The organism is Algoriphagus resistens, from assembly GCF_001442615.1.
In the GTDB taxonomy this organism is placed as follows: domain Bacteria; phylum Bacteroidota; class Bacteroidia; order Cytophagales; family Cyclobacteriaceae; genus Algoriphagus; species Algoriphagus resistens.
This window is the reverse complement of sequence record NZ_LMXN01000001.1, coordinates 373318-387480: the sequence shown is the minus strand read 5'-3', so window position 1 is coordinate 387480 and position 14163 is coordinate 373318. Positions and strand designations below refer to the sequence as shown.

Genomic DNA, 14163 nt, shown 5'->3' with positions numbered 1-14163 from the left:
AATTATTAGTGCCCGATGTATGGTGGCATCACCGAGAAAGGATCTCTAACTACACCGGTTAAATTGTAGTCAGCTGTATCACTTAGGTGGGTGGCCTCCTCTTGTGGTATCAAAGCATTACGCTCTGATGCTTTATTCTTCTCTATACCATTGCGCCCTTCCTTAGCTGGTGCATTCTGCATAGAAATAAAGGTCTCATTACAATTGTCCAGGTTGAACTCTACTAATGGCAATGAAGGATCAACCGGCTTACCTTTCTTAGCATTGCTCGTATTCTGCAGAACCTTTGCCCATAGTAAGTATCTGTCCATCTGGCTGAGTGGTACAGACTCATAACTTAAGTGAACTATCCATCCCCTTGCCTCTAGGATCTTAGCGAACTGATCTGCATAAGTGAGTTTACTGTTTGCATGCGTGACATTGCCATCATGACCATAAGACATGAATACTTCCTTCTTATTATGGTGGTGATAGTAATCACAGAAGTCATTAGCCAGAGTGTCCAGTATCTCACCCTTCACATAGAGATTCTTAAGGAAACGCAGTGTGTTAATGCTTAGAAGATATTGTGTGACTGTGAGGCTATTGATATGGCTACCCCAATCAACTGCAATCCTTAACGGCTGACCTCCTACCAAATCACTGTCCATCCTACAATCAGGCTTCTTAATAGCCTCTGAATTAGTAGGCTGTGCACTAATAAACCCCTGGTCAAACTTATTGGAATACCCGTGATCTGTACGGTTAAGCAGAAAATAAAAGCCTGATTCTATGCCTTCTGGAAACCAATTGAGCATTTCGACCATGAAAATGAAGTCCAAAAGCGTCCTTCTCATTTCCTTGATATATGCCCAACCCACATTCTCGATATTGTCGAAAACATCAGCCTCCATATACAGGAAGCCATTCTTATTCTTGTACCATCGCAGTTTTCGCTTAAGCTCCAGAATTTGAGTCCATAATTCCGCCATTCTGGACTTATCCGGACAATCAACCAACTCCTTTTCCTTCTCTACTATCTGCTGGCGAATAGCCCGGAAATTATACCCATCATCCTCATAGTATTTACCAGAATCAAGCATCCACTTGAATTCATGGCCATAGCCCATGGATGAGAAAAAGAAGCTTCCATGATGAAAAGGGATATGCTTGAAATACCGCATATTTCCTCTATTCGTAGGAGCCACTTCGGAGTCCATTTTTTCCTTATTGATCTCCAAGGCCTCATCACCCAAATAGCCATCTATGGAAAGCCCCCTAATTGTGGATCCACCTCCATCCAGAGAAACCAAATGAAAAAAAGCCCCATTCTTAAAAATGATGCAATGATCATAATCTAAAGGAGGCGAAATAGGGCTGTCAAATCGAAAATTCTTAGGAGGTCGCTTTCTGACGAAAAAATCCCGATCCTGCTTATAGCCAAAAACATTCTCAAGAGTCGAAATAGTAGTTGGAAGTGTTCTGGTCAATAATTGCTTATAGGATTTACCGACAATCGCCCAACTGGATCTCGGCATCCATTTCACGATCATGTGAATTAACCAGGCTATCAAAAAAGATTTTCCCGTTCCCCTCGACCATACATTTTTGGAGGAGAACGGTTTGAGCACCTGAAAGAGCTGTTGTGGTTTATTGAAAACCGTTTGTTTGGCTTTCAGCATCAGTCTTCGCTCACATTTTTAGCCTCTTCCACGATCTGCATGAATTTCGAAGTCTCAATCTCCTGACCTTGTACCGCATCGATCACCTCATGAGCGATATCTTCCGGCAGATCTTCATAATCGTCCAAATCAATCGTTCGAGGTGCCTGACCTTCTATTCCCGTCTGGATGATCAGCACAAAGCGTGAGGTAGGTGTGTCCAGATCTCCCACATCAGATATATTATGCAGATCCTTTCGTATTTCACGCATTTCAGAGATTGCCCGGTTCATCTCTTTCACATTCCTTTGCTGAGCGGCTAGCTGGAAGGTTTTCATTGCATATTCAGACAGAAGCACGAGCGAAGCATGATAAGGCACCTCATTCAGGTTACCCCAAATGCGTGTCGCATTTTTCAAGTCGTACCAGGCAGTACGTTCTGAAATTGCTCCTATATCTGGATCCTCTGCACACATTTTTACATGAGCCGTCACCGCTTGCGAGGCAGAATGATAATTGAGAAGCAGATTCCAGATCTTCAGCCACCGGCGCATGATTTTATCATCTCCTTTGTGAAGCTCTTCCTTCTCAATCTTGGAAATCATGAAGGCCGCAATGCGATCTTCCGGAGTATCCATTTTTACTTCAATCTTCCCCTTGTGCTGTGGGAATAGCTGCTCTTTCGACATTGTCCGTGATTTCTTTGATTTCTTCTGAAGTGAGTTCTATGCCGTTTAGCCGGATTGACCACCTCTTACCATTTTTTTCCATCCATTTGATCCACCGGGTGATTTCGACATCCACATAGCATGGATCCAGCTCATTCCCATATACAACCCGGTGCATTTGCTCTCCTGCTATCAGTGTGGATCCAGAACCTAGAAACGGATCTGCCACGATATCCCCTATTTTGGAATTGTTGGCAATTGGCCTTCTCATGCATTCGATGGGCTTTTGGGTACCATGGCCTGTTTGGCCCTCCTCTTCCTGGACTGATCTGGCAGAAAGATTCTTGATATCCCAAACTGTATTTTGATCTCTCGAACCTTGCCAATTGTGAGATTTACCTTTTTTCACGCCGTACCAGCACGGCTCATGCTTCCAGTGATAATCACCTCGGCTCATGGCCTGAGTTTGTTTATTCCAGATGATCTGGGCAACCAACTTATACCCGCAATCGATAAGATTCTGAGCTACCGTCTGAGCATGGAGGCCACCGTGCCACACGTAGATTACCTGTGCATCAAAAAGCGCATAGACCACTTGCCAATCCGCGATATCATCATTTTTGACTTTACCTGTGGATTTGATTTTTCCTCCATTTGCTCTTATCCTCCAGTTAGGATCATAATTCACTCCATACGGTGGATCCGTTACGACAAGTACTGGTTTTTCTCCATTGAGCAATCTTTCTACCACTTCGGCTTCCCTACTATCTCCACAAATCACCCGGTGAACCATTCCTACACCGGAAATCAGCTCATACAAATCACCCTCTTTGGTAATGGCTTCTTTTGGTAAAATCGACTCGAATCCATCTTCAGAATCCTCATCCAGTCCCAAGGCCTTGTTCATTTCATCCAAAGCAAGCTGCTCCACCTTTCCAAAATCAAAAGCTTCCAGATTGATCATGGAACCTAGCTCTCCTAGATCCAAATCAAAATCCGCTAAATGATCCATTACTCCAGTTGCCGTCAGACTTGCATATGTAGCAGAATGAAGGAGTACGATTCGGCCAGCTTCTTTCCTGTCAGCACAATCAATAAAGTAGCATGTGAGCAGATCTGGGATCTCTATCAGCTTTTCCTTCTCGATCTTTTCCAGAGCCATTTTCATATGATGGCCATCTAGTATCCAGATTTCTCCGGATGGATCTTGCCATATATGGAAACCACGGATCAGCCCATTCTTTACCAATGATTCTACCAGTTTATCTATGTTGATCGGAGCTTTTAAATTTTCAGACTGTAGCCATTTTAAAGACCGCCAATCTACTTTCTCGGCCTTAAGTACTTTATCCTGTAACTTCATAATTCATCAATTTTAGTCTTTCCTCAATACCCAAATTCTGCCGCTCTCTTCGCTTCACTTCCCCTGCCTTATTCTCACGCTTGCGGTTTTTGGTGATGTATGCCAGGTTATTGTTAATCTGCTGATGCAGTTCCCAGGCATTAACCGGAATGTCCATTTCTGGAAGTTCATTCTCAGCCTCACCAGCTGGCAATTCCCCATGATCATACCAGCGGTCTAGCTTGGTACCAATTGCCAAAATCGCCTTGGCTATCTTAAGCCTGTCCGACTTGGATGTCTGGTAAAAAAGTGTCTCATGCAACTGGCTCCGCTTGCGGATCAGATCCAAAACAGGTTTGGGTGTAATTGCTTTGACTTCGACTTCGCTCAGCCTGACTGTCTCTCCGAGCGGAGTCGAGGAGTGCTCTTTTGGTACCAGATCATTCAGAGCCTTTTCAAGTTTCGACTTGGTGAAGCTGGTTTCTGGAAGGGCAAAAATTGTCAGCAATACAGGATCTGCACCGTACTTTTTGTATAGCGCAATTCCCTCCTGATAATCTTGGTTTTCTAGCCACTTGGCAATTTCCTCCATAAGCCAAACCTACACCATGGCAATTGCCAACTAGAGGACATAAAAAAACCAGCCCTAACGAGCTGGTTTTAACCTCAATCAAAAAACCCTAGTAGTTATTTTTTGTCAGTAGCTTTTTTAGCTACCAAATACTTTCCGGCTTCCGCCAGTTTTTTCGCATCAACCAAACTGATCTTAGTTAGATCGTAGGTTCCTTGAGCTTTGCCCTTGCTGATCATAACGGTAGTCGGTACGATGATCGAATCGTATTCTTTAGCCACATCAGCGGGCAAACTTGGTTTCTTAAGTTTATTTTCCATTATACTTCTGGATCTGGTACAACAGCTGGGTGATACACGATATCACCTTCATAGAAATACGGCTTCCCGTAATTAGATATCGTGGCAGTCACTCCCTGATATCCACCATCCACTCTACCAGAACCAAAGCTGAACATTACTTCAGCTTCCAGTCCATCCTCTCCCATCTGGATCCACTCGCCAGCAAGCGTCTGCTGAAGTACGATCCAATCCCCGTTTTTACGGGACTGGAAAAACTCAACAATCTCAGCGGTTAAGCCCGGATGTTGAGCCACGAGCGAGGGATTATTTGTTCGGGATTCACGCTCTCCCACATTTTCGGCAGTCAGCTCAGCTGTAGCCAACGTGGAATGAAAAGGCACAAAACCAAATCCTTCTACAAACTCGTGAGATTCAGTAATCCGAAGCGAATCGCCCGGATTAGTGAATGGAGCTACAGGAGCTTTAAGCCCTGTATTTGCAACAAACCAATCGCGCTCGGCGATCAGGATGTTTTTTCTTAAGCCGGGAGCATTGTCCCGGATCTTGTTTTTCTTCAGTGATTCAAAGCCCATTACTTGCCTCCTATCTCTCTAAGAGCTGCTGAATTGATATTCAGAAGCTCAGTAACCAACTCAGGGTTGGACTCCAAAACTTTCTGATCAACCTCTATGCGCTCACCCTTGAAATTGTGAATGAATTTCTTGATTCTCAATTCTATTTGCTTTTTGCCTGACTTGAATACAGGACGCTTCCCAAGGCTCTTCACCTCAGAATCTTTAGCCTCTAGTGCTTCATTCAGTTCCTTGATCACGTCATTGAGGGAAGCAATCTGACTGTTTAGACCTTCGATCTCCTCTGCATGTGAATCCTTCAGTGATTGGATATCAGCCTCCGAGTCACTTTTCAATGAATCTGACAAATCAATCGCTTTTTTCTCGGCTTCCTGAGACTTTTTCAAGTCAGCCGAAAGCTTCTTATTATCTTCCTGAACTGCTTTCAAAAGCTCCTCAGGAGTTGGTTCTTTTTTCTCTGCCATGATATGGAATAGATTATAATGGAAAATAGGGGCTTATTCAGCCCCTTTCTATTTTATGGTTCAGGAGTAAGATCCTGGTCATTGGTGAATACCAGCTCAGGTATCACGAAACCTACACCGGAACTCCAGTCAGAATACATTTTGACCAATCGGTCCACATTCTCCACGCGAACGGCATTCATGTTCTGGCTTTTCTTCACCAGACGGATTGCGTTGCTCTTAGGAGTACACCAGATTTTATTTGAGCTTCCGTGAGAAGGAGCTGAGAAAATCGTCAAATTGGTCAGATCCACTGCACCGTTTTTGTTTTCGCTATAGTTGGTATCCTTGCCATACTCTTTTCTATAGCCCCTGAAAAATCTTCGAACCAGCGTAGGATTCATCACCAACTGCATCGGGATAGTCCAATACTTCTGATTGATGTTATCACCAAACTGCTCGATGTAGGCCAAGAAATCCAAAGGATCAGTAGGAACAGTACCAGTGATGATCGGTGTGATTCTGGAAGAATCTACCCCATCATTAATGATTTTCTTGATACCATTCATTGTGGTACCTGCGGCACCTGGAGTACCAGGGGTAGGAGCTGTATAGACACCGTTGTAGATCTCATTCATCTCGTAGTCTTCCTTCGCCTGTGGAAGCAATTCCACTTCGATGAACCAGCGGACGAATGGCCACTCTTTACGGTCAAGCGAGCTGTCCGTCAACCATCCCAACCAAGTTGCTTCCAGATCATCCGGATAGTCTTGGTAATCGATTTTCATTTTGTAGTTCTGGATTGCTACAGGGAGAAAAGTCAACGCTGATAATGGTGTCCATGCTTTTTGGAACGGCTGTAAAACCCGTGTCATACGAGTTTCCGAAGCTCTCCAAAGTGTGTCATCTGTCACAATCGTGGTAAATGCCCCCTCAGTGATACTCTTCTGATTAAGCTGCTTTACCAGTCTTGACATATTGGAGTCCGACTTGATGTAGTAGGCTCCAAATTCGGCTATAATTGCTGAAATATCCATTTATAGATAGTTGATTAGTTGAACAATGGATTTGAGTCCAAGGCTGCATTGTGCGGTAATGCTGCGATCTCAGCGGCTGTTTGCTCATCTGCTGATAATTCAGTATTCCCACCCTCTGCTTTATCCTTTTTAGGAGGCGTATGGGCGGCACCGGCTTGTTTACCGAACTTGTCGGCCTTAGCCTGGAAGTCATCTCTTTCGCCCTCGGCCTTGGCCTGGGCATCTTGTGCGGTCTTGAGATCAGATTTGAGCTGAGCGATTTCGGCTTTCAAGTCCGAAATGCTCTGATTGGCAGTCGTTAAACTGGCATTCAGCTGCTCCAATCTTTCTTCAGTCACCATTGGCGCCTCTTCTTCAGAGGCAACGGCTCCAAACCCGATAGATCCGAGTATGGCAGCCCATGCTGATTTGAATTTCATGGTTTGTGTATTAGTTGTTTGTGATTGATTTGATGCAGTTTCAGGAGCAGGCTTTGCTTGGCTCATTTCTTCCAATCTGGCCAAAGCCTCCTCATAGGATCCGATCTTGTCGATCAATCCAATTTCAATAGCTTGCTCGGCCATGTAGGTAGTGCCCTTAAATGGATCTCCTGCTTTGAGATTGATTTTGGCACCTCTCATTTCTTTGACAGAGCTGATAAACTCACCAGCAAGCTTATTGAGAACTTCCTCTTTAATAGGCTTGTAATTGCCCTTAATTACCTCGTGGTAAAGCTTGTTTTTCTCCGAGCTTTGATCTGCATAGACCTCGTGGATCTTAATGCCTAGCTCCTCATACCTTTTAGAGTAGTCAGCCCATTGCGCATATACACCAATAGAGCCAATGATATCCGTCTTCTGAGAAGCCCAGATTTCATCTGCTCCGGCAAGTGGCCAATATCCGGCAGAAGCTGCCATTCCATCATCCACAAAACCCAAAACTGGTTTGGTGGAATTGTAAACAGCTTGTGCCATGGTGGCGGTACCATCTACCTGACCTCCCGGGCTATCTACCTTGAAAAGTATGTTTTTGATATTGGGATTAGCATTTGCCTGTTTGAAAAAATTGGCAATACGTTCTGATGAAGCTTCCCCACAGTATCCGCCATATTTCATAACAGGACCGGTGAGATTGATCAGAGCCGTAGCTCCTTCTGGAATATTTGGATCAGAAAAGTCCCGAAAGTAAGAAGCCTGATAAGTGGATCCAGACTTAAGAACTACTTGGCATTTTTTACGCTCTTCGAAGTCATCATCATCGTGGTACCCCATCGCACCAGGTAACCCACCTATGGGTTTTCCCTCTAGGAGATTGAGTGCAATAGGAATAAGAGCCTCAGCTTCTGACGGCTCAATAAACCATTTACCTGAAAAGATTGCTCGGACGAGTTGAATATTCACCTTCTATCATTATTTGATGATATGAAGGTAATTCGAGAGTTTTAGGAGCTAGAGGACAGTGGAAAAGAGCCTACAATTGGATTGCTTCAAGCTCCGGGGAGGTGGGGATTTCTATCGCACCGGAGAGCCAGGCAGATTCTTCCACGTGAAGCAAGACGGCTGGCATGCGGAGCTTTGTATTATGGATCTCACGCATGATGCCCTCGGCTTCCCGTGTGATTATGGTGAAGGTGGGAATAAGTTCACCTGTGGATTTGTCAAGCCAATGAGAGTAGAGACCGGCAAATGAAAAATAATCCACTCCTTTTTCCCATATCTTATGTTTTTGCTTTTGCTTGCCTTTTGGATCCAGCCACTTCCATTCGTAGAACCCAGTAGCCAAGATAATGCAACGGTTCTTGGTGTAGGATCGAAATGAGGGCTTTTCATGAATGGTTTCTATCCTGGCATTCAGCGTGTTTTTTTGAAAGGAACTATCCTTGGCCCAGTGGGGCAACAAACCCCACTGGTAGAATTGTACATCTTCCGGTTTTTTATCAGTGACTACTGGAACATATGGATGAGTAAACCCATTCTGATCACCAGGAGTAAACCTAGACGGTGTATCTGGATAGCGGTAGCGCCCGGCAATGTTTGGGGCGGGATCTTCGATCTGGTAATTATAGCACATCCTTAGGCAGGATTTCCCTCCCTCAACCATACTTCATCCCCATCAATCCTATCCACCACCATCACATCGTTTTCCAAGACACTCTGTGCAATTTCCCATTCATCAGGATCTGTTATGAACCGTTCAAAATCAATTTTAAAGATCTCTCCATCATCAGGGATTTCAAAAAACATGGGAACCTTGAATGTGATTTCAGGATCTGTCGGCATATGGATTGTAGTATTACCCAGTATCTCATCATTCACTTCAAATTTTACTGTCATTTCCCTTGCCTCTGTGATAGCCCTTTTACAAGCGTCAAACTCGTCTCTTGCCCAGCAAAATACAATATAATCGCCTGAGTCTTCATAAATAATTCTAACATGATTCCCATGAAATCTCGGGTCATCCTCAGCAGGTTTTTTAATTTTTTCCACTTCAACCACCTGAAAATTTTGCTTGACATTGATTTGATATGCCTTTAATCCCTTTTCTTTATCTCCATATTTAGGGTTTAACGGAAGCTTCATGCTTAAAAGCAGAGTATGCTCATAAGCAAAATGAAAATGTTCGGCAAACTCCTTAAAATGCTTCTTCTTAGAAAACACCCCTTCAATCCTAAATGCAGGAATTGTACCTTTTGCTTGAATGTCAATAGTTCTTAATTCGCCTGTATATGCTATTATGATATTTTCGCTCATGATTTTGATAGTTTGAGTAACAATTGAATTTTATCAATTTTGGGAATATTATCATAATTTCAAAATGAAGATACCAATTGTCAGAGGAAGAAAAATTACTCAAGGCAAGACTTAAAGACTTAGAAAGTCGGGTTGTTGCCAAACTGGAAAAAATAAAGTATTCCGAAGGTTGGGATGAAAGGAAGAAAATTGGTCACGAAATCAGAATGATCATACTCTCAGCTGTTTCGAATATTTAAGCAGGCCGAAAAGAGAATTTAAATACTGATCTTGAAAAACTAACTGCATTAGGCATGAAAGTCAACTCCTAAATTATATGCATCAGCGTGTCTAGAATAATCGTCTTCACCAGATCATTAGTAATGGTATTGTAAGCAACTCCATTCAGTTTGGTGTTGTACTGTATCAAGTCAATGGTGATATCGGTAGAAGTGTCTGGATAGATTGTAGCAATCCCTTCTGCATTCGTGGTAGCCATTTCATTTCCTCCTATATTGTGCACCGTGACGGTGACATTAGATAAAGGGATCTGGCGATAGCTCACTACCCTGATGTATCGGGTATTGTCGGGCAACTGCTCAGCTATACCACGAAGCCCAACAGGAGAAGTATATATTCTTCTGCTAGTAGTTTTCTGTTCTGAAATACCTTCCAAACCCATTATACGTAACTTCTAAGGTTTGTCAGCCGAATTTTCACCTGTCTCCAACGTGCGTTCATACCATTTCCAGCTATTCCAATGGATTCTGGATTACCATTACCATAATAATTACCCATACTACCATGTATCGTAGGTTTAATATTCCACTCCATGATATACCAAGCGCCTGGAGTCGTCCCTAAACTTACACTATCGTTATCCCATTGTGATTCCAAAGTAGGTTTTGCAATCGACTGTGAGGTACGGAAGGCATAAAGCAATCGATTAGGTTTTAATCCAGGCGTAGATAATGGTATGTAAGATGTAGGAAAAATATCAGGCACATTATTATTTCCCACAGTACCGCCTACCTCAGAACCATCAAAAGCCAATAAGGAGTCGATGAATATTGCTTGCACTTCGGTGATTGTATCTGTCTTATATGTGATAATCACCTCCCCATCATTCTCCCCAGACTCTATAATGTAATTTGAAGGATTAGTGTTATCTATCCTAGCAGTTTCAATAGTCACATCTGAAGAAATTGAGTTCACTCCTATATATCGAGCAGGTTTTACGCCTCCAATGAAACCATATGTACTAGACCTTTTAAGTAAATCCGAATCTGGTTCTACTAGCTTATTCTCTATATCAATAAATTTAGGATCACCTGCAAAATTTCCAGAAGTATAAATTGTAGTATAAACATCAACTAAATCAGGTATTGCTGGATTTGCATCTGGTCTTACACTTCCATCATAGAGCTTTTTTAACTCATAATCAACCCCTAAATATCTAACATACCCATTAATCATTGAGTTATTGATCTGAGTAGTTGTTGGGAGTGAGCTTATCGTGAGTGTTTTACCCAAAGGTAAATAACAATGGTTATAAGCCTGTGTAAGTCTTTCCCACGGGAATTCTATACTAGATAAGAAAATACAATTATTAACTGAAAACCCATTATTTTGACTTGATACAAGAACTCTCACAATATTATCTGTCAGATAACCTTCGAAAATGCACCTAACAAAATTACCTCCAAGTCTATATCCTGTTGAAATAAATGTAAATTGTAAATAGGAGTCATTTATAAAGAAATCTTGAGCAGTACCTAAACCACAAAGATTATCACATCTTAGCAACTTTATGTTTTCATGGGTTGGGTTTGTATATGACCCTAAAGAACCACCATTAAAATTACCACCATTCAAATCAATAACAACCTTTCCATCACCTATCAAACGTCTGTACCCTGTCCAAACTCCATTATAATATCCAGACCCAATTATTATCTTATTCGTTGAAGAAGAAGGGGCATCGGCAGGGTGTGCATATGGTGTTTCTTCTGAACCATCGTTTATGGAACTTCCATTCCATTGGGTTATGTACTTATCACCTACTAATTTAAACTCACTCATAAATCACCTCCTTAACATCTGAAAGGATTGCATACACCGAGTTGCTAGTCACTGTATTCACATATCCGATTGTATTTTCAACTATGTGTCCATTCCAAGAATATCGTGATTTCGTGATCCGGGTACGGTTTGCATTTGGAATTACATCGAATTCCAGTACAGTCATTTCACCATACTCAAGGCAGTTATTAATAATTTCCTGTTCGGTTAGCTCTTCCATCATTATGCTATAATTACGTTATCAAGCCAGACTACTACTTTGCCCGACTTTGAAAGCTTGAATACTAATTGATTAATGTCCCCTGTATTGTTGCTCCAGTCGGAATACTGAATTTCGAAATCTGTCGAGAAGGTTGGTACCCCACCTGTGCCGTTCGCTTCAATTTCGATTTCGTACCTGTTAGAATAATGATCAGCAAGTACCAGATCCGTGCTATCCAATGTAAAGGCAATTACCCCTGTTTGGGATGTTTCCGATTTGTAACTCTTGTCGAATTTCAGGGCTGTGGTGAAAGGGACTTTGGTGAGGCCACCACCTGATCCTCCTTCTGGAAGACCTTTGACTGCACTGGCATCTAAGCGATCATCCCCTGTCAAAGTTGCTAACGCATCCCTGATTTGCTCAGGTGTCATCGAACCCCCGCCTCCTAGTGTACTCAGATCGAAAATTGTGATCCAAGTAGGATCACCTACAAGTCTCCATTGCAGGTCAGTACCTGAAACTTGGAATTCTGCTTCCCTTCCATCTTCACCGGGTGCGCCTGGTGCGCCTGGATCTCCTGGTTCACCTGGTTCACCTGGTTCGCCTGGATCTCCTTTTTCCCCTCCCGTCAAAATCTTCCATTCCCCTGCCGCTAGCTCTGTAGCAAAGTCCACCGAAACAAACGGATCAGTCCCCACTTCGTTCCTGTCCAGGTAGTAGAGAAATCCAGCAGAAAAGATTATTTCGAGCACATTGGGATATACAATGGCTTGCCACGGCCGTATTCCGGATCCTACCGAACTGCCGATGATCCGCCAAGTAGGATGTACCACCCCAGCGGTATTGATAGGAACATTTCCCTCATTGTCAGCGATATTCGATACCAGCCAGTTATCCTGCCAAAGCACGGGTGTAGTGTCTGCCGGATAAATTACCTCTGCCTTCCATAAACTATCATTCTCCGGATCTAAAGAACCTGCATTGATTTGATTTACGATTGCCAGGACTGAATTCAGAATCTTCTGAACATTCGTATTACCCAAGACACCTGGCTTGAGTTGGGTTTTAATATAAGTAGATACGTCTGTCCAAGTGCTCATGGTAGGATTTGATATTCAAGTGTGAATTCGGTAGTAATTGAAAAGCTTCCGCCAGTGGGCACGGTGGCCACTAGTGAGCCGTTCAGATAGATCTTCACCGGAAGGCCAGTGCTAGGCTCTTCCGGAGTACTTGGATCCACGGGGATCTCTGTCGCAAAGCTCACAGGCTTGGCGGATGTCTGCCCACGGAAAGAAAAGCGGTACTCGTTATTATCAGAAGGAAGTTCGCCGGTGTCCTGATCCGTGCCGAATGTCAGCAGCTCACCCGGACGGCCTACTTGGATAAGGAAGCCATTCTTATCCTTGATGATCAGCGCAAACTTCTCCCCTCGCATAGCAGAAAGAACCGATTCCAGTTCGGGGCGGTACTTCTTTACTTTTCCAGTGATCGAGGGATTGAAAGTGGTACCACCTCGCCGGGTTGTATCAGGATTGGAAAACTTGATCGAGTACTTGGTGGCCTTACCAAGATTCCAGAATTTGCCTTCCTTCAGAAGGATCTGTCCGGATGCATCCGTTCCGGCGATATCATCCTCATGTGCAAACCAAAATCGGTCTACACCTCCATAGTTATCACCGGTCACGGGAAAGGTCAGATTCATAACCAAATATGGGAACTAGACTTTAGAAATTAGGGGACAGCGGGCGGAGCGGTATTTGGCTTTATTTTCGACTTTCTATAGCGGAAGTATTGCTTTTTGATGCGGTGGTACCAGTCGCTGGATCCGTGATCCAGATTGTACATCTCCATCCACTGGTAGATAGCTTCCTTATTCGTCATGCCAGACTTCTCGGAGGAGCGTATCCAAGTGATCGAGTGCCGCTCCATCATATCCTCTATATAGCTATTGAATAGATGCACCTGGTAGTCATTCAGGAGCATCACGCCTTCACGGATTACATAGCGTCTGGATATCAACACGTCGATGGAATCTGTACAGCCTTCGAGTGAGTAGTATTTGCGATCACGGAACTTGCGACGGCGAAGCAGGTGATAGAGAAAAATCCCGATATCGTCTTTCTGATTGAGCACATAAGGAAAATCGTAGATGTCTTGGAGAAAAGCCTTTAGGTGCGGGCGGATCGGAATGGCTACTCGGAAAGGTTCTGTCACGGATACGTTTTGTTTCTCCAATATCGGATTATTCCACAAAAGAAACAAAATCTTTCGTTATGAGGTATAAAAAGTTTCGTCCGGTTAAAATGAATTTGATAGTGAGTATTTTAGGTGAAATCTATAAATAAAAAAAAATGGCTGATTTTCAATTGGGTGATATAGTAAAACTTAAATCAGGTAGTCCAAAAATGACCGTAGCATATATTGATACGCAAAGAGACGGAAGAACTGATATTTCCTGTGTTTATTTTAATGAAGGAAAATTGGTAGAGGTGAAAATATTTGCGGATGGATTAGAAAAAGAAAAATAGACTTTTTAAGCCGTGGGAGATAATTCTAATGGCTTTTAATTTGTCAATTGCTCCTCAACCAATATTTT

Annotated in this window: 18 protein-coding genes; 1 reads left to right on the top strand and 17 read right to left on the bottom strand. The window is 43.1% G+C overall.

Annotated elements, in window-relative coordinates; genetic code table 11:
- Nucleotides 1-5: 5 nt before the first annotated feature.
- The 17 genes from AS141_RS01570 to AS141_RS01490 form a co-directional block, all read right to left on the bottom strand.
- Nucleotides 6-1661 (bottom strand): hypothetical protein, encoded by a 1656-nt coding sequence (locus tag AS141_RS01570; protein ID WP_057935858.1) that lies wholly within the window; start codon nt 1659-1661, stop codon nt 6-8.
- On the bottom strand, nt 1661-2329 hold the full coding sequence (locus AS141_RS01565; RefSeq protein ID WP_157243358.1) for a hypothetical protein: 669 nt from the start codon (nt 2327-2329) through the stop codon (nt 1661-1663). Before AS141_RS01565 ends, AS141_RS01570 begins: the two co-directional genes overlap by 1 nt.
- Entirely contained in the window at nt 2286-3671 is a 1386-nt protein-coding gene (locus AS141_RS01560; RefSeq protein ID WP_057935856.1) for a DNA-methyltransferase, read from the bottom strand. Before AS141_RS01560 ends, AS141_RS01565 begins: the two co-directional genes overlap by 44 nt.
- Nucleotides 3655-4242 (bottom strand): hypothetical protein, encoded by a 588-nt coding sequence (locus tag AS141_RS01555; RefSeq protein ID WP_057935855.1) that lies wholly within the window; start codon nt 4240-4242, stop codon nt 3655-3657. Before AS141_RS01555 ends, AS141_RS01560 begins: the two co-directional genes overlap by 17 nt.
- A gap of 95 nt (nt 4243-4337) precedes the next feature.
- Nucleotides 4338-4541 carry a hypothetical protein gene (locus AS141_RS01550; protein WP_057935854.1) on the bottom strand — a complete coding sequence of 68 codons (204 nt, stop codon included), beginning with the start codon at nt 4539-4541 and terminating at the stop codon, nt 4338-4340.
- Entirely contained in the window at nt 4541-5095 is a 555-nt protein-coding gene (locus AS141_RS01545) for a hypothetical protein (RefSeq protein WP_057935853.1), read from the bottom strand. The genes AS141_RS01550 and AS141_RS01545 overlap by 1 nt, the downstream gene beginning before the upstream one ends.
- Nucleotides 5095-5559, bottom strand: coding sequence for a hypothetical protein (locus AS141_RS01540; protein ID WP_057935852.1), 465 nt, complete (start codon nt 5557-5559; stop codon nt 5095-5097). Before AS141_RS01540 ends, AS141_RS01545 begins: the two co-directional genes overlap by 1 nt.
- A 53-nt stretch (nt 5560-5612) precedes the next feature.
- On the bottom strand, nt 5613-6575 hold the full coding sequence (locus AS141_RS01535; RefSeq protein ID WP_057935851.1) for a hypothetical protein: 963 nt from the start codon (nt 6573-6575) through the stop codon (nt 5613-5615).
- A 14-nt stretch (nt 6576-6589) separates the two neighbouring features.
- Nucleotides 6590-7954 (bottom strand): S49 family peptidase, encoded by a 1365-nt coding sequence (locus AS141_RS01530; protein WP_057935850.1) that lies wholly within the window; start codon nt 7952-7954, stop codon nt 6590-6592.
- Between the two features lie 70 nt (nt 7955-8024).
- Entirely contained in the window at nt 8025-8624 is a 600-nt protein-coding gene (locus AS141_RS01525; RefSeq protein WP_057935849.1) for an SOS response-associated peptidase, read from the bottom strand.
- Nucleotides 8625-8626: 2 nt separating this feature from the next.
- Complete coding sequence (locus AS141_RS01520) at nt 8627-9304, bottom strand: hypothetical protein (RefSeq protein ID WP_057935848.1); 678 nt, start codon at nt 9302-9304, stop codon at nt 8627-8629.
- 307 nt (nt 9305-9611) lie between these two features.
- The gene (locus tag AS141_RS01515; protein ID WP_057935847.1) at nt 9612-9965 is read right to left on the bottom strand and encodes a hypothetical protein; all 354 of its coding nucleotides are present in this window, start codon (nt 9963-9965) and stop codon (nt 9612-9614) included.
- A complete protein-coding gene (locus tag AS141_RS01510; RefSeq protein WP_057935846.1) occupies nt 9965-11365 on the bottom strand; it encodes a hypothetical protein in 1401 nt (466 codons plus the stop codon). Before AS141_RS01510 ends, AS141_RS01515 begins: the two co-directional genes overlap by 1 nt.
- A complete protein-coding gene (locus tag AS141_RS01505) occupies nt 11358-11588 on the bottom strand; it encodes a hypothetical protein (RefSeq protein ID WP_057935845.1) in 231 nt (76 codons plus the stop codon). The genes AS141_RS01510 and AS141_RS01505 overlap by 8 nt, the downstream gene beginning before the upstream one ends.
- Nucleotides 11588-12667 carry a hypothetical protein gene (locus AS141_RS26405; RefSeq protein ID WP_057935844.1) on the bottom strand — a complete coding sequence of 360 codons (1080 nt, stop codon included), beginning with the start codon at nt 12665-12667 and terminating at the stop codon, nt 11588-11590. The genes AS141_RS01505 and AS141_RS26405 overlap by 1 nt, the downstream gene beginning before the upstream one ends.
- Nucleotides 12664-13269 carry a hypothetical protein gene (locus AS141_RS01495; RefSeq protein ID WP_057935843.1) on the bottom strand — a complete coding sequence of 202 codons (606 nt, stop codon included), beginning with the start codon at nt 13267-13269 and terminating at the stop codon, nt 12664-12666. Before AS141_RS01495 ends, AS141_RS26405 begins: the two co-directional genes overlap by 4 nt.
- Before the next feature lie 29 nt (nt 13270-13298).
- On the bottom strand, nt 13299-13781 hold the full coding sequence (locus tag AS141_RS01490; RefSeq protein WP_157243357.1) for a hypothetical protein: 483 nt from the start codon (nt 13779-13781) through the stop codon (nt 13299-13301).
- A gap of 137 nt (nt 13782-13918) precedes the next feature.
- On the opposite strand from AS141_RS01490, the gene AS141_RS25855 reads away from it, so the two are divergent.
- Entirely contained in the window at nt 13919-14095 is a 177-nt protein-coding gene (locus AS141_RS25855) for a DUF2158 domain-containing protein (protein WP_082632126.1), read from the top strand.
- Nucleotides 14096-14163 lie beyond the last annotated feature (68 nt).

Coding starts and splice junctions, on each gene's coding strand:
- AS141_RS26405 (WP_057935844.1), bottom strand. CDS start 12,667: ATGAGCACTTGGACAGACGTATCTACTTATATTAAAACCCAACTCAAG.
- AS141_RS01510 (WP_057935846.1), bottom strand. CDS start 11,365: ATGAGTGAGTTTAAATTAGTAGGTGATAAGTACATAACCCAATGGAAT.
- AS141_RS01565 (WP_157243358.1), bottom strand. CDS start 2,329: ATGTCGAAAGAGCAGCTATTCCCACAGCACAAGGGGAAGATTGAAGTA.
- AS141_RS01535 (WP_057935851.1), bottom strand. CDS start 6,575: ATGGATATTTCAGCAATTATAGCCGAATTTGGAGCCTACTACATCAAG.
- AS141_RS01520 (WP_057935848.1), bottom strand. CDS start 9,304: ATGAGCGAAAATATCATAATAGCATATACAGGCGAATTAAGAACTATT.
- AS141_RS01545 (WP_057935853.1), bottom strand. CDS start 5,095: ATGGGCTTTGAATCACTGAAGAAAAACAAGATCCGGGACAATGCTCCC.
- AS141_RS01495 (WP_057935843.1), bottom strand. CDS start 13,269: ATGAATCTGACCTTTCCCGTGACCGGTGATAACTATGGAGGTGTAGAC.
- AS141_RS01550 (WP_057935854.1), bottom strand. CDS start 4,541: ATGGAAAATAAACTTAAGAAACCAAGTTTGCCCGCTGATGTGGCTAAA.
- AS141_RS01540 (WP_057935852.1), bottom strand. CDS start 5,559: ATGGCAGAGAAAAAAGAACCAACTCCTGAGGAGCTTTTGAAAGCAGTT.
- AS141_RS01515 (WP_057935847.1), bottom strand. CDS start 9,965: ATGGGTTTGGAAGGTATTTCAGAACAGAAAACTACTAGCAGAAGAATA.
- AS141_RS25855 (WP_082632126.1), top strand. CDS start 13,919: ATGGCTGATTTTCAATTGGGTGATATAGTAAAACTTAAATCAGGTAGT.
- AS141_RS01570 (WP_057935858.1), bottom strand. CDS start 1,661: ATGCTGAAAGCCAAACAAACGGTTTTCAATAAACCACAACAGCTCTTT.
- AS141_RS01505 (WP_057935845.1), bottom strand. CDS start 11,588: ATGATGGAAGAGCTAACCGAACAGGAAATTATTAATAACTGCCTTGAG.
- AS141_RS01560 (WP_057935856.1), bottom strand. CDS start 3,671: ATGAAGTTACAGGATAAAGTACTTAAGGCCGAGAAAGTAGATTGGCGG.
- AS141_RS01555 (WP_057935855.1), bottom strand. CDS start 4,242: ATGGAGGAAATTGCCAAGTGGCTAGAAAACCAAGATTATCAGGAGGGA.
- AS141_RS01525 (WP_057935849.1), bottom strand. CDS start 8,624: ATGTGCTATAATTACCAGATCGAAGATCCCGCCCCAAACATTGCCGGG.